Source organism: Methylobacterium sp., from assembly GCF_028290105.1.
GTDB lineage: Bacteria > Pseudomonadota > Alphaproteobacteria > Rhizobiales > Beijerinckiaceae > Methylobacterium.
Map to the genome: position 1 here is coordinate 1 of NZ_JAQGKL010000258.1, position 25,203 is coordinate 25,203.

At 71.7% G+C, this 25,203-nt stretch carries 29 protein-coding genes; 13 read left to right on the top strand and 16 right to left on the bottom strand.

Annotated elements, in window-relative coordinates; all coding sequences use genetic code 11:
• Positions 1-1,209 (top strand): YgiQ family radical SAM protein (locus JWQ05_RS18080; protein ID WP_299661353.1); only part of this gene is annotated, 1,209 nt, incomplete at its 5' end.
• A 111-nt stretch (positions 1,210-1,320) separates the two neighbouring features.
• Here the strand turns inward: JWQ05_RS18080 and JWQ05_RS18085 are convergent.
• Complete coding sequence (locus JWQ05_RS18085; RefSeq protein WP_299661356.1) at positions 1,321-2,271, bottom strand: TAXI family TRAP transporter solute-binding subunit; 951 nt, start codon at positions 2,269-2,271, stop codon at positions 1,321-1,323.
• A 57-nt stretch (positions 2,272-2,328) separates the two neighbouring features.
• Positions 2,329-3,309 (bottom strand): hypothetical protein, encoded by a 981-nt coding sequence (locus JWQ05_RS18090; protein WP_299661359.1) that lies wholly within the window; start codon positions 3,307-3,309, stop codon positions 2,329-2,331.
• 230 nt (positions 3,310-3,539) lie between these two features.
• Here JWQ05_RS18090 and JWQ05_RS18095 point away from each other — a divergent pair, with 230 nt between their 5' ends.
• The 3 genes from JWQ05_RS18095 to JWQ05_RS18105 all read left to right on the top strand — a co-directional run bounded on the left by JWQ05_RS18095 (position 3,540) and on the right by JWQ05_RS18105 (position 6,621).
• Entirely contained in the window at positions 3,540-4,139 is a 600-nt protein-coding gene (locus JWQ05_RS18095) for a superoxide dismutase (RefSeq protein ID WP_299661360.1), read from the top strand.
• 273 nt (positions 4,140-4,412) lie between these two features.
• Positions 4,413-5,948, top strand: coding sequence for a murein biosynthesis integral membrane protein MurJ (murJ, locus tag JWQ05_RS18100; protein WP_299661362.1), 1,536 nt, complete (start codon positions 4,413-4,415; stop codon positions 5,946-5,948).
• 10 nt (positions 5,949-5,958) lie between these two features.
• Entirely contained in the window at positions 5,959-6,621 is a 663-nt protein-coding gene (locus tag JWQ05_RS18105; RefSeq protein WP_299661364.1) for a haloacid dehalogenase type II, read from the top strand.
• A gap of 9 nt (positions 6,622-6,630) precedes the next feature.
• Here JWQ05_RS18105 and JWQ05_RS18110 read toward each other — a convergent pair whose 3' ends face one another.
• The 3 genes from JWQ05_RS18110 to JWQ05_RS18120 all read right to left on the bottom strand — a co-directional run bounded on the left by JWQ05_RS18110 (position 6,631) and on the right by JWQ05_RS18120 (position 9,790).
• Positions 6,631-8,319 carry a methyl-accepting chemotaxis protein gene (locus tag JWQ05_RS18110; protein ID WP_299661366.1) on the bottom strand — a complete coding sequence of 563 codons (1,689 nt, stop codon included), beginning with the start codon at positions 8,317-8,319 and terminating at the stop codon, positions 6,631-6,633.
• Between the two features lie 129 nt (positions 8,320-8,448).
• On the bottom strand, positions 8,449-8,928 hold the full coding sequence (locus tag JWQ05_RS18115) for a hypothetical protein (protein ID WP_299661368.1): 480 nt from the start codon (positions 8,926-8,928) through the stop codon (positions 8,449-8,451).
• A 232-nt stretch (positions 8,929-9,160) separates the two neighbouring features.
• Entirely contained in the window at positions 9,161-9,790 is a 630-nt protein-coding gene (locus tag JWQ05_RS18120; protein ID WP_299661443.1) for a TlpA disulfide reductase family protein, read from the bottom strand.
• Positions 9,791-9,844: 54 nt separating this feature from the next.
• Between JWQ05_RS18120 and argH the strand changes: the two genes are divergently transcribed.
• The 3 genes from argH to JWQ05_RS18135 all read left to right on the top strand — a co-directional run bounded on the left by argH (position 9,845) and on the right by JWQ05_RS18135 (position 12,491).
• A complete protein-coding gene (gene argH / locus JWQ05_RS18125) occupies positions 9,845-11,230 on the top strand; it encodes an argininosuccinate lyase (protein ID WP_299661371.1) in 1,386 nt (461 codons plus the stop codon).
• Between the two features lie 90 nt (positions 11,231-11,320).
• Positions 11,321-11,683, top strand: coding sequence for a hypothetical protein (locus JWQ05_RS18130; protein WP_299661373.1), 363 nt, complete (start codon positions 11,321-11,323; stop codon positions 11,681-11,683).
• Positions 11,684-11,804: 121 nt separating this feature from the next.
• The gene (locus JWQ05_RS18135; RefSeq protein WP_299661375.1) at positions 11,805-12,491 is read left to right on the top strand and encodes an invasion associated locus b family protein; all 687 of its coding nucleotides are present in this window, start codon (positions 11,805-11,807) and stop codon (positions 12,489-12,491) included.
• A gap of 39 nt (positions 12,492-12,530) precedes the next feature.
• Here JWQ05_RS18135 and JWQ05_RS18140 read toward each other — a convergent pair whose 3' ends face one another.
• The 3 genes from JWQ05_RS18140 to JWQ05_RS18150 all read right to left on the bottom strand — a co-directional run bounded on the left by JWQ05_RS18140 (position 12,531) and on the right by JWQ05_RS18150 (position 14,293).
• A complete protein-coding gene (locus JWQ05_RS18140; protein WP_299661378.1) occupies positions 12,531-13,472 on the bottom strand; it encodes an ABC transporter ATP-binding protein in 942 nt (313 codons plus the stop codon).
• Between the two features lie 23 nt (positions 13,473-13,495).
• Entirely contained in the window at positions 13,496-13,777 is a 282-nt protein-coding gene (locus tag JWQ05_RS18145; protein ID WP_299661381.1) for a hypothetical protein, read from the bottom strand.
• Between the two features lie 195 nt (positions 13,778-13,972).
• A complete protein-coding gene (locus tag JWQ05_RS18150) occupies positions 13,973-14,293 on the bottom strand; it encodes a PetM family of cytochrome b6f complex subunit 7 (protein WP_299661384.1) in 321 nt (106 codons plus the stop codon).
• Positions 14,294-14,450: 157 nt separating this feature from the next.
• On the opposite strand from JWQ05_RS18150, the gene JWQ05_RS18155 reads away from it, so the two are divergent.
• Positions 14,451-15,167, top strand: a complete 717-nt coding sequence (locus tag JWQ05_RS18155) for an HAD family hydrolase (protein WP_299661386.1) — start codon at positions 14,451-14,453, stop codon at positions 15,165-15,167.
• Here the strand turns inward: JWQ05_RS18155 and JWQ05_RS18160 are convergent.
• Positions 15,154-15,345, bottom strand: coding sequence for a hypothetical protein (locus tag JWQ05_RS18160; RefSeq protein WP_299661388.1), 192 nt, complete (start codon positions 15,343-15,345; stop codon positions 15,154-15,156). The genes JWQ05_RS18155 and JWQ05_RS18160 overlap by 14 nt on opposite strands.
• Positions 15,346-15,686: 341 nt before the next feature.
• On the opposite strand from JWQ05_RS18160, the gene JWQ05_RS18165 reads away from it, so the two are divergent.
• Positions 15,687-15,959 carry a hypothetical protein gene (locus tag JWQ05_RS18165; RefSeq protein ID WP_299661445.1) on the top strand — a complete coding sequence of 91 codons (273 nt, stop codon included), beginning with the start codon at positions 15,687-15,689 and terminating at the stop codon, positions 15,957-15,959.
• A 19-nt stretch (positions 15,960-15,978) separates the two neighbouring features.
• Here the strand turns inward: JWQ05_RS18165 and JWQ05_RS18170 are convergent, their stop codons facing one another.
• The 7 genes from JWQ05_RS18170 to msrA form a co-directional block, all read right to left on the bottom strand.
• Entirely contained in the window at positions 15,979-16,662 is a 684-nt protein-coding gene (locus JWQ05_RS18170; RefSeq protein WP_299661390.1) for a TenA family protein, read from the bottom strand.
• The gene (locus JWQ05_RS18175) at positions 16,659-17,564 is read right to left on the bottom strand and encodes an aldose 1-epimerase family protein (protein ID WP_299661392.1); all 906 of its coding nucleotides are present in this window, start codon (positions 17,562-17,564) and stop codon (positions 16,659-16,661) included. The genes JWQ05_RS18170 and JWQ05_RS18175 overlap by 4 nt, the downstream gene beginning before the upstream one ends.
• 53 nt (positions 17,565-17,617) lie before the next feature.
• Positions 17,618-18,538, bottom strand: coding sequence for a penicillin-insensitive murein endopeptidase (gene mepA / locus JWQ05_RS18180; protein WP_299661448.1), 921 nt, complete (start codon positions 18,536-18,538; stop codon positions 17,618-17,620).
• Positions 18,539-18,695: 157 nt separating this feature from the next.
• Positions 18,696-19,238, bottom strand: coding sequence for a hypothetical protein (locus JWQ05_RS18185; RefSeq protein ID WP_299661395.1), 543 nt, complete (start codon positions 19,236-19,238; stop codon positions 18,696-18,698).
• 5 nt (positions 19,239-19,243) lie between these two features.
• Complete coding sequence (locus tag JWQ05_RS18190; RefSeq protein ID WP_299661398.1) at positions 19,244-19,453, bottom strand: TOBE domain-containing protein; 210 nt, start codon at positions 19,451-19,453, stop codon at positions 19,244-19,246.
• Positions 19,454-19,591: 138 nt separating this feature from the next.
• A complete protein-coding gene (locus JWQ05_RS18195) occupies positions 19,592-19,936 on the bottom strand; it encodes a DUF2293 domain-containing protein (RefSeq protein ID WP_299661401.1) in 345 nt (114 codons plus the stop codon).
• A 162-nt stretch (positions 19,937-20,098) separates the two neighbouring features.
• Positions 20,099-20,755 (bottom strand): peptide-methionine (S)-S-oxide reductase MsrA, encoded by a 657-nt coding sequence (gene msrA, locus JWQ05_RS18200; protein WP_299661404.1) that lies wholly within the window; start codon positions 20,753-20,755, stop codon positions 20,099-20,101.
• Positions 20,756-21,194: 439 nt separating this feature from the next.
• Here msrA and JWQ05_RS18205 point away from each other — a divergent pair, with 439 nt between their 5' ends.
• The 4 genes from JWQ05_RS18205 to ssuC all read left to right on the top strand — a co-directional run bounded on the left by JWQ05_RS18205 (position 21,195) and on the right by ssuC (position 25,104).
• Positions 21,195-22,292 (top strand): HD domain-containing phosphohydrolase, encoded by a 1,098-nt coding sequence (locus tag JWQ05_RS18205; protein WP_299661407.1) that lies wholly within the window; start codon positions 21,195-21,197, stop codon positions 22,290-22,292.
• Positions 22,293-22,719: 427 nt separating this feature from the next.
• Positions 22,720-23,316, top strand: coding sequence for an FMN reductase (msuE, locus tag JWQ05_RS18210; protein WP_299661410.1), 597 nt, complete (start codon positions 22,720-22,722; stop codon positions 23,314-23,316).
• Between the two features lie 13 nt (positions 23,317-23,329).
• Positions 23,330-24,313, top strand: coding sequence for an aliphatic sulfonate ABC transporter substrate-binding protein (locus JWQ05_RS18215; RefSeq protein ID WP_299661413.1), 984 nt, complete (start codon positions 23,330-23,332; stop codon positions 24,311-24,313).
• A gap of 5 nt (positions 24,314-24,318) precedes the next feature.
• A complete protein-coding gene (gene ssuC / locus JWQ05_RS18220; protein WP_299661416.1) occupies positions 24,319-25,104 on the top strand; it encodes an aliphatic sulfonate ABC transporter permease SsuC in 786 nt (261 codons plus the stop codon).
• The last annotated feature ends 99 nt before the right edge of the window (positions 25,105-25,203 follow it).

Genomic DNA, 25,203 nt, shown 5'->3' on the forward strand with positions numbered 1-25,203 from the left:
GTGCTGCACCGGGAGGCCAACCCCGGCAACGCCCGCCCCCTCGTCCAGCGCCACGGCGACCGCGACCTCTGGCTGAACCCGCCGCCGATCCCGCTCTCCAGCGAGGAGATGGATGCGGTCTACGACCTGCCCTACGCCCGCGCCCCCCATCCCTCCTACGGCGACGCGAAGATCCCCGCCTGGGACATGATCAAGTTCTCGGTCACGATCATGCGCGGCTGCTTTGGCGGCTGCACCTTCTGCTCCATCACCGAGCACGAGGGCCGCGTCATTCAGAACCGCTCGGAGGGCTCGATCCTGCGCGAGATAGAACTGATTCGCGACAAGACGCCGGGTTTCACGGGCGTGATCTCCGACGTCGGCGGGCCCACCGCCAACATGTACCGGATGGCCTGCAAGGACCCGAAGATCGAGGCGGCGTGCCGGTTGCCGTCCTGCGTCTTCCCGGACATCTGCCCGAACCTCAACACCTCGCACGACGACCTGATCCGGCTCTACCGCAAGGTCCGCGAGGTGAAGGGCGTCAAGAAGGTGATGGTGGCCTCCGGCGTGCGCTACGATCTGGCGGTCCGAAGCCCCGAATACGTCGAGGAACTCGTGACCCATCACGTCGGCGGCCGTCTCAAGATCGCGCCGGAGCACACCGAGCGCGGCCCCCTCGACCTGATGATGAAGCCGGGCATCGGCACCTACGACCGCTTCAAGGAGATGTTCGACGCCGCCGCCAAGAAGGCCGGCAAGAAATACTACCTGATTCCGTATTTCATCGCGGCGCATCCGGGCACCACCGACGAGGACATGCTGAACCTCGCCGTCTGGCTGAAGAAGAACGACTATCGCGCCGATCAGGTCCAGACGTTCCTGCCCTCGCCGATGGCGACCGCCACGACCATGTACCACACCGAGATCAACCCTCTGCAGGGCGTGCGGCGCGGCGGCAGCGAGCCCGTCGACGCGATCAAGGGGATGCGGCAGCGCCGGCTGCACAAGGCGTTCCTGCGCTACCACGACCCCGAGAACTGGCCCCTGTTGCGCGAGGCGCTGCGGGCCATGGGCCGCGCGGACCTCATCGGGCCGCGGCCGGACCAGCTCGTTCCGTTCTCGCAGCCGCCGGGAACGGGCTCGGGTCAGGCGGCAGGCCAGGCGCGACCCATGCGCCATCCGGGCGCGCCGCGTTTCACCACGAAGGGCGTGCCGCTCAGGAAGTGACGGTCTCGTGCGCCCGGGGCACCGGATGGTCCACGGGCGGCTTTCGGAGTTCGACGTTCCGCAGCGGATGAACGACCAGCCACCCGGCCCGGGCGTCCGCGCGAGGCCGGCTCAGGGCAGGGTGCCGGTCTCGCGCAGGTAGGCGGCGCTCGCCGGGTGCAGCCAGGCCGGGGGCGCGGCGGTGGGGAGGTTGCGCGGATGGGCGTCGGCGCCGGAGGGGTAGCGGCGCGCCAGCGCGGCGCTGCCGCGGTCCATCGCCCGGACGAGGCGCGTAATCGCCGCCGCATCGACGCCCGCCCGCGCCAGGACGAAGCTCCAGGAGCCTACCGTGTCGATCGGGGCCGTCTGGCCCTTGAACGCCCCGGCCGGGACGGTGAGGCGCCGGAGCGAGGGGTGCTGCGCCAGGATGCGCGCGACGGCCTCCGGATCGGGCCCGAAGAAGCGGGCGCCCTCCGGCGCGTCGGCGAGGATCCGGAAACCGGGCCAGCCGGTCCCGGCGCCCCAGAGGGCGGCCGCGCGCCCGTCCAGCACCATCAGGGCGCCGTCGCCGGCCCGGTCGAGGAGGATCGGCGCGATGTCGCGGTCGGGGTCGATCCCCGACCCCCGCAGGACCGACCGGCCCATGACCGTGAGGCCGGAGGCGTGCGTGCCCAGGACCACCGTCCGGCCGCGCAGGTCCGCGACGCGCCGGATCGGGCTGCCGGTGGGCACGACGAACAGCCCCGGCGAGGCGTTGACCGGCGCCACCACCGTCAACCCCGGCCCGGAGGCCGCCTGCGCGTTGAGGGCGTCGTAGGCGTATTCGCCCTGCACCAAGGCGAGGTCGACGGTGCCGGCCCTGAGGAGCGCGAGGTTCTCCATCGAGCCCTTGCTGGGCACCAGCGCGAGGGTCAGGCCGGGATCGACCGCGTGGACCGTCTCCGCCAGCGCCTGTCCGAAGGCCGGGAACGAGCCGCCCTGCGTGGCCGTGGCGAGCGCGAGCCGGGTCTCCGGCTCCGCGCCCCGCGCATGCGCGCTCCAGGCCATGCCCACGGTTCCGAACACGAAGGTGCGCCTCAGCATGGATCAGGCTCCGTCGGCATGGGGGTGGCTGGCCTGATCGGGCGCGTGTCCGGCGCGTCAGGCGGCGCCGCGCGCGTCGTTCTCCCCGCCGGCCTCGACGAAGGCCTTGAGTTCGTCCAGCGAGGCGAAGGTGTAGCGCCCGCGCGGGGTGTCGGCCTCGATCACGCCGGTGGAATACATCACGTAGGTGTTGCCGCCCGATGCGTAGGTGCCGACCACCTGCGGCTCGGGCTCGACGGGGGCCACCGGCGGCACGGGCTCGGGGGGAAGCTCCGTGAACTCCGCCGTCTCGATCAGGGCGGGCCGCAGGGCCATCGGCTCGGGTTCGGGCTCGGATTTCGGCTCCGGCAGGGGCTCGGCCTCCGCGATCACGACGGCGGGCTCGGGCGGAGCCTCGGCGGCGTGGGGCGTCTCTGCCTGCGGCGCATCCGGAAGGTGATGCGCCTGCGGCTCGTGGGCCGCGAACAGCATCTCCTCCTCGCTGGGCGGTGCGGCATCGGCCACGAAGACCGGTGCCGATGGGGCGGGCTGCGGCGCGGGCGCCTCGCTCTCCGGCAGGAGGTTCGGCAGCAGCGGCTCGGCGGCGCTGGCCTCCGGGGCCGGGGGCGCGGGATCGAAGAAGGACGGCTCCCGGCCGGCGCGCGTCGCGCCGCCAAGGGCTCCACCCGCAAGGGCTCCACTGGCAAGTCCCGCACCGGCAAGGGCTCCACCGGCAAGTCCCGCGCCCGCGACCCCGCCGAGGCTGGCGGCGGTGGCGGCGAGGTTCGGGCGCTGGCGCAGGGACGCCTCCGGTTCGAGGCCGGCGGCGTCGGTCTCGGTCCGGGTGTCGCGCGCGGCGAGGAGGCTCCGCTCCAGGCCACGCAGGCGGCGCGCGACGACCGCGAGGCCGAGCACCACCGCCCCGGCCGAGGCCGTGGTCGCGCCCGCGATGGTCATGGCCAGGCCGCTCTCCAGCCGCACGAAGGGAAAACCCTGGATGACCGACACGATGCCACCGACGATCATGACGGCGGCCAGCGCGAACAGCGCGATGCTCATGGACTTCTCGACAAACGCCCGCACCTTGAAAGTGCGGCGCGCACACTAAAGGCCTGACGGGCATTTGCAAAATCGACGGCCGGGCCCCGCCCCGGCGCAGGCATCGCCTACTCCCAGGCATCGACTTCGGCGGGGCATCGACTTAGGTAACGGCGCGTTGGTTGCGAAGGCGGCGGCGCCCTCGGCGCCGTGCCGCCGCGCCCGATGTCTCACGAGCCGGAGAGTTGCCCATGACCTTCACCCTGCCCGAACTGCCCTACGCCTACGACGCGCTCGGCCCCTACATGTCGAAGGAAACCCTCGAGTTTCACCACGACAAGCACCACAAGGCCTATGTCGACACGGGCAACAAGCTGCTCGAGGGCACGGGTCTCGAGGGCAAGAGCGTCGAGGAGGTCCTGACCTCGGCCTACGGCAACAACCAGCCGCTCTTCAACAATGCCGGCCAGCACTACAACCACATCCATTTCTGGCAGTGGATGAAGCCCAACGGCGGCGGCGCCGCCCCGGCCGCGATCGCCAAGAAGATCGACGAGGACCTCGGCGGCTACGAGAAGTTCAAGGCCGACTTCATCCAGGCCGGCATCGGCCAGTTCGGCTCCGGCTGGGCCTGGCTCGCGGTCAAGGACGGCAAGCTCGCGATCATGAAGACCCCCAACGGCGAGAACCCGCTGGTGCACGGCGCCAAGCCGATCCTCGGCGTCGACGTCTGGGAGCACTCCTACTACATCGACTACCGCAACCGCCGCCCCGACTACCTCAAGGCCTTCATCGAGAACCTGGTGAACTGGGAGCACGTCGAGGCGCTGTACGGCGAGGCGACCAAGTAAGGTCGTTCTTTTTAGCGACGCGACCCTCCCCCGTGGGGAGGGTATCGCATGTGACGCCTCGGGCTACGGTCAGCCCCTGGCACCACGTCGTCCCGGGCTCCGCCGAGCAGCCCCGGAACGACGGTGTGCGGCCCGATGGAATGACCCTGCCGGGGAGGCGCGCGCTCCGCCGAACGCGCGTGACGCCGTCCCCCCGCGTTTGCGCGCCGGCCCCCGGCATGGTCTAGGGCTCAGCCCATCGTTCCCGCGCCCCGCGCCCCGGCAGCCCACTCCATGATCCGCAGCATCCTCTCCGTCGGCGGCTGGACGCTGGTCTCGCGCGTCACCGGGTTCGCCCGCGACGTGGTGATGGCCGCGATCCTCGGGGCCGGGCCGATGGCCGATGCCTTCGTGGTGGCGTTTCGCCTGCCGAACCACTTCCGGGCGATCTTCGGCGAGGGCGCCTTCAACACGGCCTTCGTGCCGAGCTATGCCGGCCTCTCGGAGACGGAACAGGCGCAAGCGGGCGCGGCGCGGCGCTTCGCCGACCGCATCTTCACCCTGATGCTGCTGGTGCAGATCGCCTTCCTGGCGCTCGCCATGCCGGCGATGCCGTACGTGGTGCGCGCCCTGGCGCCGGGCTTCTCGGAGGATCCGGAGCGCTTCGCGCTCGCCGTCTCGCTCACCCGGATCACCTTCCCGTACCTCCTGTTCATGACGCTGGTGACGCTGTTCTCCGGCCTGCTGAACGCGCATCGGCGCTTCGCGGTGGCGGCCGGCGCGCCCGTGCTCCTCAACCTGTCGATGCTGGCCGCCATGGCGCTGGCGGGGCTCTTCCCGAACGCCGCCTATGCCGCCGCCTGGGGCGTGACGGTCTCGGGCGTCCTGCAATTCGCGCTCGTGTGGTGGGATTGCCGGCGCGCCGGCATCGCCCCGGCGCTGACCGCGCCGACCTTGCGCGATCCGGCCATGCGGCGCTTCTTCAGGGTGCTGGGTCCGGCGGTGATCGGCTCCGCGGGCTTCCAGATCGCGTCGTTCGCCGACACCATCATCGCGAGCTTCCTGCCCACCGGCGCGGTCTCGGCCCTGTACTACGCCGACCGGCTCTACCAGCTGCCCTTCGGGGTCATCGCCATCGCGGCCGGCACGGTGCTCCTGCCCGAGATGAGCCGGCGCATCGCCGGGGGGGATGTGGCCGGGGCGCACGCGGCCCAGAACCGGGCGGCGGGGTTCTCGCTCGCCCTCTCGGCGCCCTTCACGGTGGCCTTCCTCACCCTGCCGGGCCTGATCATGGCGGCCCTGTTCCAGCGCGGCGCCTTCGGGGCGGAGGACGCCGCCCGCGCGGCCTCCGTGCTCGCCGCCTACGGGCTGGCGCTGCCCGCCGTGGTGCTCCTGCGCAGCGCGCTCGCCAGCTTCTACGCCCGCCAGGACACGATGACCCCGCTCATCGCCTCGCTCACGGCCATCGCGATCAATGTCGGCCTGAAGGTGGTGCTGACCGGCCCCTACGGCGTCACGGGCCTGGCGCTCGCCACCGCCATCGGCCAGTGGATCAACCTCGCCATCCTGGTGGCGCTCGCCTGGCGGCGCGGCTGGATGGCGCCTGGCCGGACCCTCGCCGTCACCGCCCTCGGGGTGGTGGTGGCCTGCCTGGCGCTCGCCGCCACCGCCCGCTACGGCCTGCCGCTCGCCGACGCCCTGGTGCCGGCCCTGCCGCGCGGGCGCGAGATCGCGGTGCTCTGCGCGCTCGGGCTCGCCGGAACGCTCGTCTACGCCGTGCTGTTGCTCGGAACGCTGCGCGTGTTCGGCATCCGCCTGCGGCGCGCCTGAGGAGGCGGCCATGCCCGAGTCCCACCGCCACGTCGCCATCTTCGACGCCTACGGCACCTTGTTCGACGTCCACGCGGCGGTGGCGCGCCACGCCGACGCGGTCGGGCCGGATGCCGCCGCCCTGTCGGAGACCTGGCGCGCCAAGCAGCTCGAATATTCCTGGGTGCTCGGCCTGATGGGGCGCCACGCGCCGTTCTGGGACCTGACCGAGCAGGCGCTGGACCATGCCCTCTCCCGATACCCGGAGGTCGACCGGGCCCTGCGCGCGCCGCTCCTCGATGCCTACCGCGACCTCGCGGCCTATCCGGAGGTGCCCGGCACCCTCCGGGCGCTGCGCGCGGCGGGCTGGCGCACCGCCATCCTCTCCAACGGCGATTCCGGGATGCTGGAGCGGGCCGTCGCCTCCGCCGGCTTGGGCGAGCACCTCGACGCCGTGCTCTCGGTGGAGGCCGCCCGGACCTTCAAGACGGACCCGGCGGCCTACCGCCTCGCCACCGCGCATTTCGCGGTCGCGCCGGAGGCCGTGCTGTTCGCCTCCTCGAACCGCTGGGACGTGGCCGGGGCCGCCGCCTTCGGGTTCCGGCCCGTCTGGGTCAACCGCAAGGGGCTGCCCGACGAGTATCCGGATTTTCCCCCCGAGCGGGTCGTGCGGAGCCTCGACGCCCTGCTCTGAGGGGCGGCGCTACGCCGCCCGGATGGTGGCGAGGAAGTGGGCGACCTGCGCGCCGAGCTGCTCGGATTGCGCCGAGAGGTCCGAGGCCGAGGCCAGGACCTGGGCCGCCGCCGCCCCCGTCTCCTCGGCGGCGCTGGCGACGCCCGAGACGTTCCGGGTGACGTCGCCGGTGCCGATCGAGGCCTGGGCGACGTTGCGCACGATCTCCTGCGTCGCCGCGCCCTGCTCCTCGACGGCCGCCGCGATGGAGGAGGCGACGTCGCTGATCTCGCGGATGCGCCCGGTGATGCCGCCGATGGCCGAGACGGCCTGGCCGGTGGAGGCCTGGATGCGGGCGATCTGGCCGGTGATCTCGTCGGTGGCCCGCGCCGTCTGGTTGGCGAGTTCCTTCACCTCCGCCGCGACCACGGCAAAGCCCCGTCCGGCCTCGCCGGCGCGGGCCGCCTCGATGGTGGCGTTGAGGGCCAGCAGGTTGGTCTGGCCCGCGATGGTCGAGATCATCGCCACCACGTCGCCGATGCGCTGGGCCGCCTCGCTCAGGTCGCGCACGAAGGTCGCGGTCTGCCCGGCCTCCGTCACCGCCTCGCGCGAGAGGCTGGCCGAACCCTGGACCTGGCGCCCGATCTCGTCGACCGAGGAGCCGAGTTCCTCCGCCGCCGCCGCCACCGTGGTGACGTTGGCCGAGGCCTGGTCGGCGGCCGCCGCCACGGTGGCCGAGCGCTGCGCCGTCTCGCTGGCATTGGTCGACATGCTGCCGGCGGTGGCCTGCAACCGCGCGGCCGCCGTGCCGACCTGGGCGACGACACCGCCCACCGCCGCCTCGAACCGGTCCGCGAGGCCGTGCATGGTCGCCCGGCGCTGCACCTCGGCATCGGCCCGGGCCGCCGCCGTCTCGGCCTCCAGGGCCCGGGTGCGCAGGATGTTGTCCTTGAAGACCTGGACGGCGCCCGCCATGGCGCCGATCTCGTCGCCGCGCCCGGCGCCCGGGATCGGTGTCCCGGTGTCCCCGTCCGCCAGGCGCTTCATCGAGTCGGTCATGTGGCGCAGGGGCCGGCTGACGCCGAGGGCGAGGGCGATGGCGGCGCCGGCCGCGATCAGCAGGGCGAACCCGACGAGGATCGCGGTGGTGAGGAGGGCCGTGTCGTAGGTGCCTTGCGCGTGCGCGCCGCTCTCGCTGGCGCTGCGCTCCTCCAGTTCGACGAGCTTCTGCAGGGCGCCGAGCACGGCGTTGATGCGCACCGACATCTCGGTGTTGTAGCTGCGCTGCGCACCCGCGAGGTCCCCCGCCTGCGCCTGGGCGAGGATGCCCGCCTGCAGCGCCCCGTAGGCCACCCATTCCGCCTCGAAGGTCCTGTACAGGGCCTGGGACTCCGGGTTGGCGGGCAGCCTGGCATAGGCCGCCTGGACGCCGCGCATCTCGGCTTCGCGCTTGGCGAGCATGCCCGAGACGTCGGTGCGGACGGCCGGGGTGTCGGCGGTGATCAGCCGGCCGCCATTGACCCGCTGGCGCAAGACGAGGACCTGGAGCTTGCCCAGGAGCTGCACGTTCGGCAGCCGCTCGTCGCGCATCTCGCGCGCGACCGCGTTGACCGCCCGCAACTGCATCAGGGCCGAGCCCCCAATTCCCGCCACGAGGAGGGCGACGAGGCCGAAGCTGAGGAACAGCTTCGTCCGGATGGACAGCGCGCCGAGGGACATGGGGTCAGGAGCCTGGTCAAGAAATCAGGCCCCTATTCTGATCGAGGGTGGTTAAGGTTTTGCCGGTCCCGCGCCCGACCGTGCCGCGTATTCGGCCTCTCCCGGCCGGCTCGACGACAGGTTGCGCGCTCAGGGAGCGATACTCCATTTCGACGTGTGGAGGACCAGGGTCATGCCACGTCCGTCGGGACCTTTGATGGACTGGCTCGTGTAATCGGCCGTCCCCGAGAAGCCCGTGTACTTGCCGGTTCCGCCCACGAAGACATGCGTGCCCTTGGGGCCCTTGGCCTCGTAGGTCGAGAAGATCTGGTCGCCGTCGGCATCGCTGTCGATGCAGGAGCCGCGATTGAGCGCGTCGCTGCCCACGACCTCGCGCATCCCGAGGCAGCGGGTGCCCATGTTGTTGAAGACCGTCCCGCCCGACTCGTTCCGGGTGATGCCGGAACTGTCGTAGGTCGTGACCGTGCGCTCACCGAGCTTCATGGTGACGAAGGCCGAGGTGACGTAGGTGGTGGAATAGCTGTCGCTGCCGCTGCGCGGCAGCTCGGCGGCATGAGACAGGGGCGCGGCCAGCACGGCCGCGCAGAGAACAGCCCAACGTCCTGACATGATGGATCAAGCCTCCGTCTGAGAACAGGCGCAGAGACACCGACATCGATTCGATGTCATTTGATGATGGCGCGGACGGAAAACCCTGACAACTGAAAAAAAGAATACGTTTACTGATAATCAGGCTTATTGGCCTGACGAGGACTTTTCCGGACACCCTCCAGGGGAGCCATGTCCTAATCCTGGCTGTGGCACGTCCCGTCGTTGCAACCGTGGCGGGTTCCGGTCTCGCTCAGCCGCGTCCGAGCGCCGCTTCGATCAGCCGGACCCCGTCGGCGCTGTCCCACTCGGCCGGTCCCTTCATCACCCCGAGGGTGCAGCCCCGCCCGTCGACCAGCAGGGTCGTGGGCAGGCCGAGGGAGCCGGTGGCCTTCTGGATCGCCGGCAGGACGCGCCCGTTCGGATCGGCGTAATAGGCGAGGGCGGCGATGCCGTTCTGCTTCAGCCAGGCCGGCGGCGCGTCGAGGTTGCGGGTGTCGACGTTGATCGCCATCACGGAAAAGTCCGCGCCCCCGAGCCGCGCCTGGAGCCGGTCGAGGGCCGGCATCTCCGCCTTGCAGGGCGCGCACCAGGTCGCCCACAGGTTCACGAGCCGCAGGCCCTTCACGCCAGCGAGGGTCGCGTCCGTGCCGTCCGGCCCCTTGAAGGCGAGGGCGGGGGCGGGGGCCGGCGCGTCCGCGACCTGGAGGGCCGCCACCTGCCCGCGCGCCAGCGGCGCGATCCGGGCCGCCGCCTCGGCGGAGCCCGCGCAGGGGGCAACGGAGTTGCCGCCGGTCGAGCCCGTCCCGTATACGGCAAGCCCCGCCCCGAGCGCGGCGACGAGGACGGCCCCGCCGGCGAGGATCGCCCTGGTGCCGGGCATCATCGTTGCTTGCCCGGATGGGCGGGCCGCGCGGCTGGAAGGACGTTTGAGAACATGAGCAACCGGATGTGGGGCGGGCGCTTCGCGAGCGGCCCCGCCGAGATCATGGAGGAGATCAACGCCTCCATCGGGTTCGACAAGCGCCTCGCGCCCCAGGACATCCGCGGCTCGCTGGCGCATGTGGCGATGCTGGGCCAGGCCGGCATCCTGCCATCCGCCGATGTGGCGGCGATTCAAGACGGTCTCAAGGCCGTGCGCGACGAAATCGAGGGGGGCGGCTTCGTGTTCCGCCGCGAACTCGAGGACATCCACATGTCGATCGAGAGCCGGCTCACCGAGATCGTCGGCCCGGCGGCGGGGCGCCTGCACACCGCGCGCTCGCGCAACGACCAGGTCGCCACCGACATGAAGCTCTGGGTGCGCGACACCCTCGACGGCCTCGACGCCCAGGCCGCCGGCCTGCAGAAGGCGCTGGCCGAAAAGGCGCTGGCCCACGCCGCCACGGTGATGCCGGGCTTCACCCACCTGCAATCGGCCCAGCCCGTCACCTTCGGCCACCATTGCCTCGCCTACGTGGAGATGCTGGCCCGCGACCGCGGCCGCTTTCGCGATGCCCGGGCGCGTCTGAACGAATGTCCCCTCGGGGCGGCCGCCCTCGCCGGCACCTCGTTTCCCATCGACCGGCACGCCACGGCGCAGGCCCTCGGGTTCGACCGGCCCACCGCGAACTCCCTCGATTCCGTCGCCGACCGCGATTTCGCGCTGGAATCCCTCGCGGCGGCCTCGATCTGCGCCGTCCACCTCTCGCGCTTCGCCGAGGAGCTGGTGGTCTGGACCTCGGCGCAGTTCAATTTCGTGCGCCTGTCGGACGGCTACACCACCGGCTCGTCGATCATGCCGCAGAAGCGCAACCCGGACGCCGCCGAACTGGTGCGCGCCAAGTCCGGCCGCGTGATCGGCGCGTTGACGGGCCTGCTCATCGTGATGAAGGGCCTGCCGCTCGCCTATTCGAAGGACATGCAGGAGGACAAGGAGGGCACCTTCGACGCGCTCCAGGCCCTCTCGCTGTGTCTCGCCGCCATGACCGGCATGGTGCGCGACCTCGAGCCCAACCCGGATGTGCTCGCCCGCGCCGCCGGCTCCGGCTACGCCACCGCCACGGATCTCGCCGACTGGCTGGTGCGCGAACTCGGCCTGCCCTTCCGCGAGGCGCACCACGTCACCGGCCGCCTCGTCGGCGCGGCTTCCGCCCGCAACGTCGGGCTGGAGGCGCTCTCGCTGCCCGAGATGCAGGAGGCCGAGCCCCGGATCACGGACGCGGTCTACGCCGTGCTCGGGGTCGAGAACTCCGTGTCGAGCCGCACGAGCTACGGCGGCACCGCCCCGGACAACGTGCGCGCGCAGGCCACGCGCTGGCTTGCCGCTCTGGGCGACGGATAGTCCGACGAACGGGGGCCGGGACAGGTGCGTTCACGGCCCAGCTATGTGATGCTGCCTAGAACCCGACCCGAGCCTTTCGGAGATGCCTTCATGCCCGCTGACAGCTGGATCGTGCCCGACGACGTCCCCGCCCTCGCGGCCGAGGCCGAGGCCCGGATCGACGGGACCCTGAGCCGCCTGACCGCGAGCGAGCGGGACGCCTTCTGGGCCTCGGTGCGCAAGTGCTACAACACGCCCTACAACGACCCGAAGCCGCGCGCGCTGCCGCAGGTGACGGTGCCGGATTTCTCCGAGGCGATGAAGGGGCGAGACTTCGAGGCGCAAGACCTGAAGCCGCGAGACATGACGGGCAAGGAGGAGGCGACGTCGCTGGCGGCCCTGGCCGCGCCCGCGCTCGCGGCGGTCATGGCGGCCCTCCCGGGCGCGTTCCCGGCCGAAACGCACGCCGCCTGAGCGCGGCGGCCTCCACCTTCCCGTAAATCCGTCGTCCCGCATCCGGCGCGCGCAAGGCGCCGCAATTCCGGACGATTGGCAGGGTCTCTCGGCCCCGCGCGACGTCCTCAAAAGGTCCCCCATGCTTTCTGTTCTGCGGCGCGGTCTCCGTCTCGGGACCGCCACGATCGTCCTGGCCGGCCTTGGGCCCCTGGTCGGCGTGCCACACCCCTTCGCCCCCCGGCCCGCCCTGGCTCAGGATCAGGCGGCCGCCCCCGAGGAGGCCGAAGCCCCGGGCAAGAAGCGTCGGCGCGGGCGCGAGAAGAAGGCCGCGATCAAGGCGCCCGGCATGCAGCAGGCGACCCCCGTGGCGATCTTCGGGGACTGGAACGTCTTCGCCAACGGCCAGGGCCGGACGCGGGTCTGCTACGCCATCGCCCAGCCGCAGGCGCGCATGCCCAAGACCCTGGCGCGCGACACCGCCTACCTGTTCGTGACCGTGCGCAAGGCCGAGAACGTGGCCAACGAGGTCGCGGTGATGCTGGGCTTCCCGGCCAAGCCTGCCGGCAGCCAGGCGAAGGCGAATGCCGGCCCGGCGCCCACGGACCCGACGCTGAACCTCGGGCCCACCCGCTACGGCCTCGTCACAAAGGACAACAACGCCTGGCTCCAGAACCCGGCGGAGGAGACCCGCGTGGTCACCGAGATGACGCGCACGGCCAAGCTCCAGATCAAGGCCACCTCGATGCGCGGCAACCCCACCAACGACGAATACGCGCTCGCCGGCTTCGGCGACGCGATCAAGCGCGCCCGCGAAGAGTGCAAGTAGGACACGTTCAAGTAAGACACGTGCAAGTAGAGGACGCTGTCAGTCCACCGCCCGCGCCGCCTCGGCCCGGATCGCCGCGAGGCTGAGATGGGCCGGCGGGCCCTCGCCCGTCAGGGCGAGGTGGTCGCTGCCGGTGGCGAGCAGCAGGGCGAGCGCTTCCCGCAGCGAGGCCTCCGGTCGAATCGCCGGCGCCTCCGGCCGTGCCCCCGGAACCGCGAGGGTCCCGGCCGGGATCAGGGCGAGGCGGCGCAGGGCGCGGTCCTGGCCGACGAAGCCGGCCACGTACGCATCCGCCGGATGGGCCAGGATGCGCGCGGGCGTGTCGGCCTGGACGATGCGCCCCTCCCGCATCAGCACGACGCGGTCGCCCATCCGCATCGCCTCGTCGATGTCGTGGGTGACGATGAGCACGGTCTTGCCGAGGTTGCGCAGGATGGCGCCGATCTCGGCCTGAAGCCGGTCGCGGGCGACGGGGTCCACCGCGCCGAAGGGTTCGTCCATGAGCAGGACCGGCGGGTCGGCGGCCCGCGCCCGGGCGACGCCGACGCGCTGGCGCTGGCCGCCGGAGAGTTCGTGCGGGCGCCGCGCGCGGTAGGCGGCGGGGTCGAGGCCGACGAGGTCGAGCATGGCGTCGACGCGCGCGGCGATCCGGGCGCGCTTCCAGCCGAGCAGCCCCGGCACGGTGCCGACATTGTCGGCCACGCTGCGGTGGGGAAACAGGCCGACGCCCTGGAGCACGTAGCCGATGCGCCGGCGCAGGGCGACGGGATCGCCCCGGGTCACGTCCTCGCCGGCCACCAGCACGCGGCCGGAATCCGGCTCCACCAGCCGGTTGACCATGCGCAGCGTCGTGGACTTGCCGCAGCCCGAGGGGCCGATCAGGGCGCAGACGCTGCCCTCCGCCACCGCCAGGTCGAGGGTCTCGACCGCCGCGCGCTCCGCTCCGGGAAACCGCTTGCTGACGCCCTCCAGGCGGATCATGGCCGACCGGGACGTCCGCGGCCTCAGCAGCCCTTGCAGATCGAGCCCATGGTGGTGCGCATCTTGGAATCCCAGGCCTTGTCGCGGGCGGCCGCGGCGCGCTGGGCCTTGGCCATGTCGGCCTCCGTGGAGGCGCGGCTGTAGGGCGCCTTGGCCTTGTCGCCACCGCCCGGCGGCTTGGTGACGCCCGTGGAGGTGATGGTGCGCGGAACCGGCGCGCCCGGCGTGCCCGGAGCGGGCTGGGCGAGAGCCGGCGCGGCGCCGAGGACGAGCGCCAGGAGGGAGACGGCAGCGATGCGGGACATGAGGGCGGACGATCCCCGACAGGTTTCGACGTGGGGCGCGGCGCGACCCGGTGGTCGCGCAGGCCTGATCGCACCACTCTACGATGGGCGCGCGCAAAAAAACATGGCGCCCGCGCCATCGACGGCCCCGGATACCCGCCTGCCCGCGTGCCAAACCGCACGCCTCCGCCGCGTCGCCCGGGCGGGCGCGCGGCTTCAGGGGCCGCTGAGGAATCCGATGCGCTCGCGCGCCGGCTGGCCGATCCAGAGCAGGATCGCCCCGATGACGAGGCCGACCAGGGCGGCGGGCGCCAGGGTCAGGGGCAGGACCAGGATCTGCCACAGCCACGGGGCCACGCCCTCGACGGTGCCCTGGAGGGCGCTCGCCTTGTCCTTGAACAGGGTGAAGGCGAGGTCGCTGACGCTGGTGATGCGCGCGGTGTTGTTGGCGATGGAGCGGGCGCCGTCATAGACGAGGCAGACGAAGCCCGCCGCCAGGAAGACGAGGCCGAGCAAGCGGCTGAGGAAACGGACCATCGCACCCGATCGCATTGGGGCGGCCTCCGCGCCGGCCCTGAGGCTGAGTAGGAGCGTCGCCCGGCCGGCGCAAGCGGTTGGCGTGCCGGTGAGACCGGGCCATATGCGGGCACGCATTACTCCCGCGCCCGATCCGATCCAGAGACGCTGTCCCGATATGTCCGACGCTTCGACCCGCCTCGCTCCGCTGCCCCGGCCCGGCGAGACCGCACCGGCGCTGGCGCTGGTGATCTTCGATTGCGACGGGGTCCTCGTCGACAGCGAGCCGATCAGTCTCGCGCGCCTCACCGCCGGGCTGAACCGCATCGGCGTGCCGATCGACGTCGAGACCGTGCGCGAGCGCTTTGCCGGAACCTCGATGGTCTCGATCATGGACCACATCGCGCGCGACTACGGGGTCGCGGCGCCGGAGGGCTTCGTCGACGCCGTCAAGGCCGACACCCTGCGGGCCTTCGATGCGGAGCTGCGCGCCATGGCGGGCGTCGCCGAGGCGGTGGCCGGGCTTACGCTGCCGTCCTGCGTCGCCTCGAGCAGCGACCCGGTGCGCCTGCGCCATTCCCTGGGGCTGACAGGCTTGCTGCCGCTGTTCGAGGGGCGGATCTTCTCCTCGACCATGGTGGCGCGGGGCAAGCCGGCCCCCGACCTCTTCCTCCACGCCGCCGCGGCGATGGGCGTCCCCCCCGAGGCCTGCCTCGTCATCGAGGACAGCGTGCCCGGCGTGACCGCCGCCTGCGCGGCCGGCATGCGCGTGGTCGGCTTCAGCGGTGGCGGCCATTGGGGCCACGACCCGAGCGCCGCCGACCTGACGCGGGCCGGAGCGTCCCGGGTCTTTCGCGACTACCGGGACCTCCCGGCGGTGCTCACGGCCGCCTGAGGGCGTTCAGGAAGGAAACCTGCACCAAGGAAACCTGCACCAAGGAAACCTGCGTGAAGGAAACCTGCGCGAAGGCGCCGAAGCGGGGCCGTTTCGCCCACGCGCCGCCCTGCATTCGGAAGATCAATCCGTTGACGGCGGGCGTTGGAATGCGCATCTTGAAGACGTTCGGCGGCACGGATTCGTGTCGCCGAACCGCGGTGATTTGAATTGTGTAGCTTGCGCCGCGTTATCAAACGCTAAAGCACCGCGACGCGCGCGCGCCTCGTGGTCCTTCTTGGAAAGGATGACTTGCCGTGACTGTTTGCCGATCTCTCCCGACGCTTCGGTCTCAAAGCGGTTGCTGTCGACGCTGACATCGTCCTGTCGCGTCCCACCGTCAGATCCTTGCCGGCCCTTGGCGCCGGCCGCCGGAGTTCGTCCATGCCTTTCCTACAGATCCAGTCTTTCCCGCAGATCCAGGCCTTCCCACAGGCCGAGCCTGCCCTCCAGGCAGAGGCCGAGCGGGCGCTGAACCGCCTGCACGCCTCCGCCGACTTCACGGATCACCGGGCCGAGCGCGCCCGCAACCGCCTCCATGCCGAGCCGGCCCCGCCGCGCGTCATAGAGATCGGCGAGGTCACCGCCGGCATCGCCGTGCCGGAGCCCGGCGGCGTGCGCTTCTTCTCCTCGAGCCGCGACTTCGCGCCCCTCGACGGCACGGTCTTCCGCAGCGTCGAGCAGGCGGCCCGCGCCGCCCGCGACCGGTTCCGCACCCAGACCCGCCCCGGCGCCCGACTCCGGGCGGTGTGAGGCGGGACGCGCCCGGTCGTCAGACCGGCCAGGCCGCCTCGCGGTAGGCGCCGTCCCAGAACAGGTATTCGAGGCGGGTGGCCTGGCCGTAGGCGCGGTGCATCCGCGCCCGCACGTCCGGCGAGGCGCCGGCCGCCGCCTCGTCGGTCGCCGCGATCATCTCGGCGACGGCGGCGGCGAAATCCTCGCCCGCATAGGTGTCGATCCAGGCCCGGTACGGGTTCTCGCCGGCGGCACGCGCGAAGATGTCCCGGCCGATCTCGGCGTAGATCCAGAAGCAGGGCAGCAGCGCGCCGAGCACCACCTCGTAGGGTTCCGCATAGGCGGTGGCGACGAGGTACGCGACGTAGTGGTCGCAGGGCGGCGAGAGCGGTGTCCGGGCGAAGGCCTCCGCGTCGATGCCGTAATCGCGAAAGAAGCCGCCGTGCAGCGAGCGCTCGACCACGATGGCGGTCTCGGCGGCGCGGGCGAACTGCACCATCCGGTCGGGGTTCGGCGCCTTGGCGGCGGCGAGCGCCAAGGCCCGGCCGAAGCCCACGAGATAATGCGCGTCCTGGACGATGTAGTGGAGGAAGCGGCTCTGCGCGAGCGAGCCCGCCGCGAGCTCGGCGTTGAACGGCATGGTGCGGATCGCCTCGTAGGCCTCCGCGTTGCGCGCCCAGGCTTCGGCCGAGAACGCCCCTTCGGAAGCGACCCGCGTCATGCCCGAACCTCCTGTTCGCGCGTTTCCCGCTCGAACGACAGGGTGACGCCGTGGCGTGCCCGGGCGCCCGGCGCCAGCAGGCGCTGCGAGTCCCGCGCCGTCAGGTCCCCGGCGAAATCCGCCCAGTCGGCGTGCCCGGTCCAGCATTCGAGGGAGAGGAAGGGCGCCGTCGGCTTGGTCCAGACGGCGAGATGGGGAAAATCCGAGACCGCCATGCGGATCGCCCGGCCGCCGGGGCCGGTGAAGCGCATCCAGCCGCTCGCGGCGTCGCGGAACACCAGGGCCTCGGTGAAGAGCGCCGGGTCGAGGGGCAGGGTGGCCCCCGCGAGGGGCACCGGCCGCTCGTCGCGCAGGAGCAGGCCGCCGGCCCCGACCTCCGGCGCGAAGGGGCGCTCGGGGTGCTCGAACCGGACCGCGTAGCCGCCCCCGGCCGCGCGCGCGCCGCCGGCGAAAGGCCAGGGGAAGGCCGGGTGGAAGCCGAGCCCGTAGGGCAACGGCACCGTGTCGGTGTTCTCGACCCAGATCTCGAAATCGAGCACCCCCGGGCCGACCCGCGCGGTGATGTCGAGGCGGAAGGCGTAAGGGTAGTGCACGCGGGTCTCGGCGTCGTCGGTGAGGCGCAGGGCCACGCTGTCCTCGGCCCGCTCGATCACCGTGAAGGGCAGGTCGCGGACGAAGCCGTGCTGCGGCATCGGGTAGGCCCGGCCGTCGACCCGCACGGCGCCGCCCTGCGAGGCGCCGACCACCGGAAACAGCCAGGGCGCATGGCGATTCCAGTGCGCGGGATCGCCGCTCCAGAGGTATTCGCGCCCCGCCACCTGCCAGGAGACGGGCTCGGCGCCGTCGACCGCGATGATGGCCCGCGTGCCGTCCCCGGTGCTGATCGTGATCCGCTCGCCCATCTCTCGTCCTGTCGTCCGGCTGGCCGCCCGCGCGGGGCGGCGGGAATCCAAGGTCAGCGCGCCTTCAGCACCGCCCGGCAGGCCGCCGGAAGGGCCGCCAGGGTCATCGGGGGCTTCGGCTTGGCCGGCTTCGTCGCGGGCCTGGGGTTCATGATCGCGTCGCTGAACCAATAGGCGAGTTCCTCGCCGCAGCCGTCGCCGCCGGGGGGCGGGGCCTGGTCGCCGCACTGGTCCTGCCCCGCCGGGCAGGCGAGGCGGATGTGATAGTGGTAGTTGTGCCCGTACATCGGCCGCACCTTCGAGAGCCAGGCCCGGTCGCTGCCGGCCTCGCGGCACAGGGCCTTCTTGATCGCCGGGTTGACGAAGATGCGCGCCACCTCCGGCTCCCGCGCCGTCATCCGGATGAGCTTGAGGTGCTCGGGGCGCCAGACCTCCGGGTCGATGTCGAGGCGGTCGGCCCGGACCACGTTGGTGGCGGAGGTCTCCTCGCGCTCGGCCCGGCTCATGCGGTGGCCCGGCATCGGGGTGAGCCAGACGTCGGCGTCGAGGCCGAGCTGGTGCGAGGCGTGGCCGGTGAGCATCGGGCCGCCGCGCGGCTGGGACATGTCGCCGACGAGGAGTCCGCTCCAGCCGACCTGCGGCGCCTTGGCGGCGAGGCGCTCGAGGAACTCGACGAGGGGCGGGGTGCCCCACATGCGGTTGCGCGACAGGCGCATCACCTGCCAGGTCGGCCCGTCGACGGCCAGCGCTTCGCCGCCCGAGAAGCAGCCCTTGGCGTAGGAGCCGTAGGCGTGGGCGGGGCCGGCGGCCGGCGTCGTCACCCGGCCGAACAGGGCCTTGGCGGGGGTGTCCGGCGCGTCGGGATTGGCCAGCGGCGGCAGGGGCTTGGGGTTGACGGTGCCCCGGTCCTGGGCCTGCGCCGACAGGGGGAGGGCGAGGACGAGCAGCGTCGCGAGGTGAAGGCGAAGGGACAGCGGACGGGCTCCCGGAAATCGCGCGCCCGGGCTTGGCCGCCGGGATCATGCGAAGGATCGTGCGAAGGATCGGACAAGGGCGCGAAGGACGTTCGGAGGGTACGCGGACCACGCTAGTCCATTCGCGCGCCGCGCGTCGAGGGCGCGCGGCGCCGCGCTACTCCACGGGCGCGATGCCGATGCGGATCGTCTCGGAGGCCGCTCCGCTCACCACCAGGGTGATGGGCGCGGTGCCGAGCTGGAAGCGCACGCTCTTGGCGAGCATCGGACAGCCCGGCCGCATGGTGTGGGCGGTGGCGGGCCGCGTCGTCTTCCCGTCCTGGCTGAGGTCGATCCAGGCCCGGTCCGAGAGAGTGACCTGATAGGCCCCCGGCGCCAGCGGCGCATCGAGGTGCAGCACGCCGCCATAGCTGCCGGGCTTCGGCACCCGCGTCGGCGCGAAGGGCGGGGCGACCTCGCTCTGCGGCTTCAGGGCGAGGAGCGCCGCCGGCATCGCCGCGGTGAGCGTGCCGCCGGATTCGACGCGCGGCAGGCCGGAGGCCGAGAACCAGGCCTGTTCGCGCAGGAGCGACCAGTCGAACTGCGTGCAGGCGGCGGGGTCCGCCGCCGGCGTCCCGCCATGGTCGTGCGGAGCCTCGCCCTGCGCCTGCGCCGCCGTGGCGGCGAGGACGAGGAACGCTGCGGCGGCCAGGGGGCGCATCGCGCTCAATCCACCGCGACCAGGACGTCGGACGATTTCACCACGGCGTAGGCCTCGCCGCCCACGGTCAGCTTGAGGCTGTCGACGGATTCGTTGGTGATCGACGCCGTCACCACCTGGCCGCCCGCGATCTCGATCTTCACATGGGCCGTCGTCGCGCCCTTCTCCACGGAGACGACCTTGCCCTTGAGGACGTTGCGCGCACTGATCTTCATGACACCGACATCCTTGAATGGCTTCGGCCCGACCGAAGACGACGGGACCGGACGGGACGATGGCGCGCGGCCGGGCGGGGTGCAAGCCGCCTCGGCGCAACCCTGCGTCGGATCTCGCGCCTTGTCCGGGACCGGCGCTCAGGTGTCGTCGGGCTCGTCATCCGGGGCGGTCTCTGCATCCGAGGAGGTCTCGGCATCCGAGATCTGGCGGCGCGAGCCCCATCCGGCGAGCACGGCGTTGAGGTCGTCGAGGATGAAGTGGCGGGCGCTGTCGCGGTCGTAGCCCTCGTCCAGCAGGGCGTCGTACTCGGTGAAGACGTGGCGGGCATAGGCCACGAGGGCGAGCCAGGCGGCGTTCGGGGCCTGGGCGTTGCGCAGGCCGGGACTCGCGAGCGCGCGGTCGATCACCGCCTCCGTCTCGAATTCGGGCAGGCGCGGGGCGAGCTGCGCCAGCGCCGCCGCGACCGCCTCGCGCCGGTTCATCGCGTCCTCATCCTGGAAAAAGGTCGTGCCGGCAAAGGTCGTGTGGTCATCCGCGAAGGCGACACCCTGCGTCGGGGCTCGTCGCACGGGGGTGCCTGTGCCTGCAAGTCCACCGAAGGCAGCCTGCAAGCCGACCGGCCTGCAGGCCCGGGTTGGCGAGCCTCAGGCGGCGACGCCCGTCCCGATGGGGCAAGTCACGCCGGTGCCGCCGACGCCGCAATAGCCCGACGGGTTCTTGGCGAGGTATTGCTGGTGGTAATCCTCCGCGAAGTAGAACGCCTCCAGCGGCTTGATCTCGGTGGTGATCGCCCCGAAGCCCCGCGCGCGCAACGCCTCGCCGTAGGCCGCCCGCACCCGCTCTGCGACTTCCGCCTGACCGGCATCGCGCGTGTAGATGCCGGAGCGGTACTGCGTGCCGACATCGTTGCCCTGGCGCATGCCCTGCGTCGGGTCGTGGTTCTCGAAGAAGGTCTTGAGCACCGCCTCCAGGGGCAGTTCCGCCGGATCGTGGACCACGAGCACCACCTCGTTGTGGCCGGTCAGGCCCGAGCAGACTTCCTCGTAGGTGGGGTTCGGCGTCGTGCCGCCGGCATAGCCCACCGCCGTGACGAAGACGCCGCTCGGCAATTGCCAGAACTTGCGCTCCGTGCCCCAGAAGCAGCCGAGCCCGAGGACGATGCTCTGGAAGCCCTCCGGATACGGGCCTTTCAGCGGGTTGCCGTTGACGAAATGACGCTCGGCGGTGGGAAGCGGGTTCGGCCGGCCCGGCAGGGTGTCGGCGGGATCGGGCATCTCGGGGCGCTTGCGGAACAGGAACATCGGATTCGGTCTCCGGCTGGCGGCGGCCCGCGCGGGGCGCCGGATCATCCCGGTGCCAGGCTCGCGAGGACCCGGAAAGGCGTGCGGTTCGCGGGAGACCCCAGGGGGCTTGGGCGAACGATCGCGTGGTCCTCATATGGGGCGCAGCCCCCGCGACTTGAAGCGCGGCGTTTTCGAAGCCGGCGCTCGTCCGGAAAGCCGACGGCCTTTGCAAAGCAAAGCACTCGCAGGGCCGCTCCTGCCTCCGCTGCCTCCGCAGGCTGTCTCGGAACAGCCGCTTCAACTTCACCGCGAGCATCTCGCGACGGTTGCCCGTCTTGGTAAAATACCTGAACAATTGACGGATGAATTGGCGTGAATTGTTCGATAACAAATCTCTGTCAAATGTTGGGAGTCGGGCGGAAGGCCGGACCGCGCGCCACGCTGACCGGATCCACCCGTGACCCAGACCAGCACTGTTCTCATCGTCTCGGACAGGCCGGACCTCGCGGTCCTGCTCGCCCGCGCCGTGGAGAACGTGGTCGCCTGCCGCTGCATCGATCCGCGCGAGGCGTTTCCGGCGGTCCCGCCCCTCGTCGCCGTGGTGGACGTCAACCAGGATTCCGCCCTGGCGCGGGCCTGGATCGCGCGCCTGCACGCCGCCCGCGTCGCGAGCCTCCAACTGACCGATCAGGCGCCGCACGGCCGCACGGCCGCCGCGACCCGGACCCTGCGGGCGGATGCGCCCCGGACCGTCGTGCTCGCCACCCTGTTCGGCCTCATCGACACCTGGCAGGCGGTGCGCCGCAAGGCCGCCGCGCCGTCCGGCGAGGGAGCCCCCCTCCAGGCAGGGGCCGCGAAGGCCGAGCGCTTCGCGCGGGCCGCCACCGGCACGGTCGCGCGGCTGTTCGAGGCCGCCGCGGAGGGGCGCCCCATCACCGCCGCCGAGGCCGATGCGGGGACGGAGAACATCCTGGCGGCGGTCTCGGAATGCGGCATCCGCACCTGGCTGGAAGTCATCGAGCGCCACGACCAGCAACTCTACCAGCACTCGCTCAGCGTCGCCGGCTACGCCGCCGCGTTCGGCGCCGGTCTCCGGCTCGCGCGTGCCGACCAAACGCGCCTGGCCCGGGCCGCCCTCCTGCATGATCTCGGCAAGGCCAAGATCCCGCTGGAAATCCTGAACAAGCCGGGCCGGCTGACCGACCACGAGATGGCGGTGATGCGCACGCACCCGGCCATCGGCGCCGATCTCCTTGGCGCGCAGGGCGGCTTCGACACGGCGACCCTCGACGTCATCCGGCACCACCACGAGATGCTCGACGGCAGCGGCTACCCGGCCGGGCTCGCGGGGTCGGCGATTCCCGACCTCGTGCGCCTCGTGACGATCTGCGACATCCACTCGGCGCTCACCGAGCGGCGGGCCTACCGCGATCCGCTCCCGCACCGGGACGCGCACGATCTCATGCTGGGCATGATCCCGAAGCTCGACGCCCACCTCCTGCGCGCCTTCGAGCGAGTCGTGCTGAACGGCATCTTCGAGGACGCCACGGCCTAAGGGGGATACGGCCTGGGGGATTTTGCGCCCGGTCGCGGCGAAGGCCGAAATTCTGGCACGATAATGCGCCTCGAAAGGGATCGTCTCCCGGGATCGTCCAGGTTGGACAGATCCTCTCCCGCGCGCTTTGCTTTCAAAAGAACGTTTCATTGATTCCGGCGCCCGCAAAGGGCACGTTTTCGAGAGGGCGCCGTCACGCAACGCTGCGTGATGCGCCGGGTTTACCAGCGCGCAGATCTCCGGGATCGTCCCTGCGAACCAACGCTTGTCTTGAGCGGTGGCGCGGACGCGTCTCCGAACCCTGCCGCCACCCGTAAATCTCGTCCTCGACGCCAAGTCTCGTTTTCGACAGGCGCAAGTCTCGTCCTCGACAGGCGCAAGTCTCGTCCTCGACGCAAGTCTCGTGACCGACAGCAAGAGTGATCCCATGTCGCTGCCCCGCATCGTCGGCTTCACCGCCAACCTCCAGCGTCCCTCGAAGACGCGCGCGCTCGCCGAGTCCCTGGCCGAGGCCGTGGGCGCGCAGGTGAGGGCCGACATCCGCCTGTTCGACATGGTCGATGCCGGCACCGGCCTCGGGGCGGCCTGGTCGCGGGACCTGCTGCCGCTGCCGGCCCGGCGCATCGTCGAGGCCATCGAGGGCGCCGATGCGCTCATCGTCGGCTCGCCGGTCTACAAGGGCGCTTATACGGGCCTGTTCAAGCACCTGTTCGACTTTGTCGATCCCGCCGCCCTGGTGGGCAAGCCGGTGATCCTCTCGGCCACCGGCGGCGGCCCGCGCCACGCCCTCGTGGTCGAGCATTCCCTGCGCCCGCTCTTCGGGTTCTTCAGCGCCCACACGATCCCCAGCGCCGTCTACGGCTCGGACGCGGATTTTCGCGATGGAATCCTCGTCGACGAGGGCGTGAAGGCGCGCATCCGGGACGCCGCGAACCAGCTCGCCGAACTCCTCCAGGCCCGGGCCGCCCGCACCTCCGCCCCGGAGGCCGGGTCCCCGGTCTCCGCCTTCGCCAGCGCCGGCTGAGGGCGCGCCGACCATGGTCTCCAGGTCCACGATCTCCCGCGCCACGATCTCCCGACGCGCTCTCCTCGCCACCGGCTTGGCGGCGGCGGCACTGCCCGCGCGGGCCGTGGAGGGTGGCACCTTCCGCATCGGCTATCAGAAGAACGGCATCCTCGTCGTCGCCAAGCAGCAGGGCACCATCGAGCAGGCGCTCAAGCCCTTCGGCGTCACCGTGCGCTGGACCGAGTTCTCCTTCGGGCCCCCGGTGCTGGAGGCGCTCGGCGTCGGCGCCATCGATTTCGGCCAGACCGGTGCCCCGCCCCCGGTCTTCGCGCAGGCCGCCGGCAACAGCCTCCTCTATCTGGCGGCCCAGGATTCGGGCGGCTCCGGCGAGGCGATCCTGGTGCCGCAGGGCTCGCCCCTGAAGACGCTCTCCGACCTCAAGGGCAAGCGCGTCGCCTTCGCCAAGGGATCGAGCGCCCATTACCTCGTGGTGGTGGCCCTCGAAAAAGCCGGCCTGACCTACGCCGACATCGAGCCCGTGACCCTGGCGCCGGCGGACGCGGCCGCCGCCTTCGCGCGGGGCGCCGTCGACGCCTGGGCGATCTGGGACCCGTACTTCGCCATCGCCGAGCGCCAGCCCGGCACCCGCATCCTGGCGAGCGCGTCCGAGATCGCCAAGCCGAGCAACTACTTTCTCGGCAACCGCGACTACACGCAGGCCAACGCTCCGGTGGTCCAGGCGGTCCTGGCGGCGCTCGGCGAGGTCGCGGCCTGGTGCGAGGCGCATCGCCCGGAGGTGGCGGCCCTGCTCTCGAAGGGCACCGGCGTGCCCCTCGACGCGACCCAGCGCGCCGTCGACCGCAGCCTCTACGTCATCGCGCCGCTCACCGAGGCCTCCATCGCCGACCAGCAGCGGGTGGCCGACCGCTTCCACGCCCTCGGCCTCATCACCAATCCCATCCGCGTGCGCGACGCGGTCTGGACGCCGCCGGCCGGCCCGGCGAGCAAGGGCTGAACCCCATGTCGACCACCTCCTTCAAGACCCGCACGATCGAGCGCCTGACCCCCTGGCTCGTTCCCGTGGCGATCCTCCTCGGCTGGCAGGTCGCGGCTTCCACCGGCCTCGTCTCCACGCGCTTCATGCCGGCACCCTCCGGCGTCATCGCGGCGGGCTGGCAGGCGGCCAGGAGCGGCGAACTCTGGACCAACCTGTCGATCAGCTTCGCCCGCGCGGCGGTGGGTTTCCTCATCGGCGGCGGCATCGGCTTCGCGCTGGGGCTCGCCAACGGCCTGTCGCAGCTCTCCGAGCGCCTGACCGACACGACCCTGCAGATGATCCGCAACATTCCCCACCTGTCGCTGATCCCGCTCGTGATCCTGTGGTTCGGCATCGACGAGGAGGCCAAGCTCTTCCTCGTGGCCATCGGCGTGTTCTTCCCCGTCTACGCCAACACGCTCCACGGCATCCGCTCGGTCGATCCGCAGCTCGTCGAGATGGGCCGGGTCTACGGCATGTCGCCGCTCTCGCTCTTCACCCGCGTGGTCCTGCCGGGGGCGCTGCCCTCGATCTTCGTGGGCCTGCGCTACGCGCTCGGCATCATGTGGCTGACCCTCATCGTCGCCGAGACGATCTCGGCCTCCTCGGGCCTCGGCTACATGGCGATGCAGGCCCGCGAGTTCATGCTGGTCGACGTCGTGGTTCTGGCCATCGTGATCTATGCCGGCCTCGGCAAGGCCGCCGACGCGGTGACCCGGCTCCTGGAGCGCCGGTTCCTGGCCTGGAACCCGGCCTATCGGAACGCGTGATGCCGGTCTGCGCCCCGCTGTACCCGATCACGACGCGCGCCCTCTCCTTCGGGAGACGGGTGCGCGCCACCGATGACCGGTGCGGATCCGGCAGCCACA

Coding starts and splice junctions, on each gene's coding strand:
- JWQ05_RS18085 (WP_299661356.1), bottom strand. CDS start 2,271: ATGCTGAGGCGCACCTTCGTGTTCGGAACCGTGGGCATGGCCTGGAGC.
- JWQ05_RS18090 (WP_299661359.1), bottom strand. CDS start 3,309: ATGAGCATCGCGCTGTTCGCGCTGGCCGCCGTCATGATCGTCGGTGGC.
- JWQ05_RS18095 (WP_299661360.1), top strand. CDS start 3,540: ATGACCTTCACCCTGCCCGAACTGCCCTACGCCTACGACGCGCTCGGC.
- murJ (WP_299661362.1), top strand. CDS start 4,413: ATGATCCGCAGCATCCTCTCCGTCGGCGGCTGGACGCTGGTCTCGCGC.
- JWQ05_RS18105 (WP_299661364.1), top strand. CDS start 5,959: ATGCCCGAGTCCCACCGCCACGTCGCCATCTTCGACGCCTACGGCACC.
- JWQ05_RS18110 (WP_299661366.1), bottom strand. CDS start 8,319: ATGTCCCTCGGCGCGCTGTCCATCCGGACGAAGCTGTTCCTCAGCTTC.
- JWQ05_RS18115 (WP_299661368.1), bottom strand. CDS start 8,928: ATGTCAGGACGTTGGGCTGTTCTCTGCGCGGCCGTGCTGGCCGCGCCC.
- JWQ05_RS18120 (WP_299661443.1), bottom strand. CDS start 9,790: ATGCCCGGCACCAGGGCGATCCTCGCCGGCGGGGCCGTCCTCGTCGCC.
- argH (WP_299661371.1), top strand. CDS start 9,845: ATGAGCAACCGGATGTGGGGCGGGCGCTTCGCGAGCGGCCCCGCCGAG.
- JWQ05_RS18130 (WP_299661373.1), top strand. CDS start 11,321: ATGCCCGCTGACAGCTGGATCGTGCCCGACGACGTCCCCGCCCTCGCG.
- JWQ05_RS18135 (WP_299661375.1), top strand. CDS start 11,805: ATGCTTTCTGTTCTGCGGCGCGGTCTCCGTCTCGGGACCGCCACGATC.
- JWQ05_RS18140 (WP_299661378.1), bottom strand. CDS start 13,472: ATGATCCGCCTGGAGGGCGTCAGCAAGCGGTTTCCCGGAGCGGAGCGC.
- JWQ05_RS18145 (WP_299661381.1), bottom strand. CDS start 13,777: ATGTCCCGCATCGCTGCCGTCTCCCTCCTGGCGCTCGTCCTCGGCGCC.
- JWQ05_RS18150 (WP_299661384.1), bottom strand. CDS start 14,293: ATGGTCCGTTTCCTCAGCCGCTTGCTCGGCCTCGTCTTCCTGGCGGCG.
- JWQ05_RS18155 (WP_299661386.1), top strand. CDS start 14,451: ATGTCCGACGCTTCGACCCGCCTCGCTCCGCTGCCCCGGCCCGGCGAG.
- JWQ05_RS18170 (WP_299661390.1), bottom strand. CDS start 16,662: ATGACGCGGGTCGCTTCCGAAGGGGCGTTCTCGGCCGAAGCCTGGGCG.
- JWQ05_RS18175 (WP_299661392.1), bottom strand. CDS start 17,564: ATGGGCGAGCGGATCACGATCAGCACCGGGGACGGCACGCGGGCCATC.
- JWQ05_RS18185 (WP_299661395.1), bottom strand. CDS start 19,238: ATGCGCCCCCTGGCCGCCGCAGCGTTCCTCGTCCTCGCCGCCACGGCG.
- JWQ05_RS18190 (WP_299661398.1), bottom strand. CDS start 19,453: ATGAAGATCAGTGCGCGCAACGTCCTCAAGGGCAAGGTCGTCTCCGTG.
- JWQ05_RS18195 (WP_299661401.1), bottom strand. CDS start 19,936: ATGAACCGGCGCGAGGCGGTCGCGGCGGCGCTGGCGCAGCTCGCCCCG.
- msrA (WP_299661404.1), bottom strand. CDS start 20,755: ATGTTCCTGTTCCGCAAGCGCCCCGAGATGCCCGATCCCGCCGACACC.
- msuE (WP_299661410.1), top strand. CDS start 22,720: ATGTCGCTGCCCCGCATCGTCGGCTTCACCGCCAACCTCCAGCGTCCC.
- JWQ05_RS18215 (WP_299661413.1), top strand. CDS start 23,330: ATGGTCTCCAGGTCCACGATCTCCCGCGCCACGATCTCCCGACGCGCT.
- ssuC (WP_299661416.1), top strand. CDS start 24,319: ATGTCGACCACCTCCTTCAAGACCCGCACGATCGAGCGCCTGACCCCC.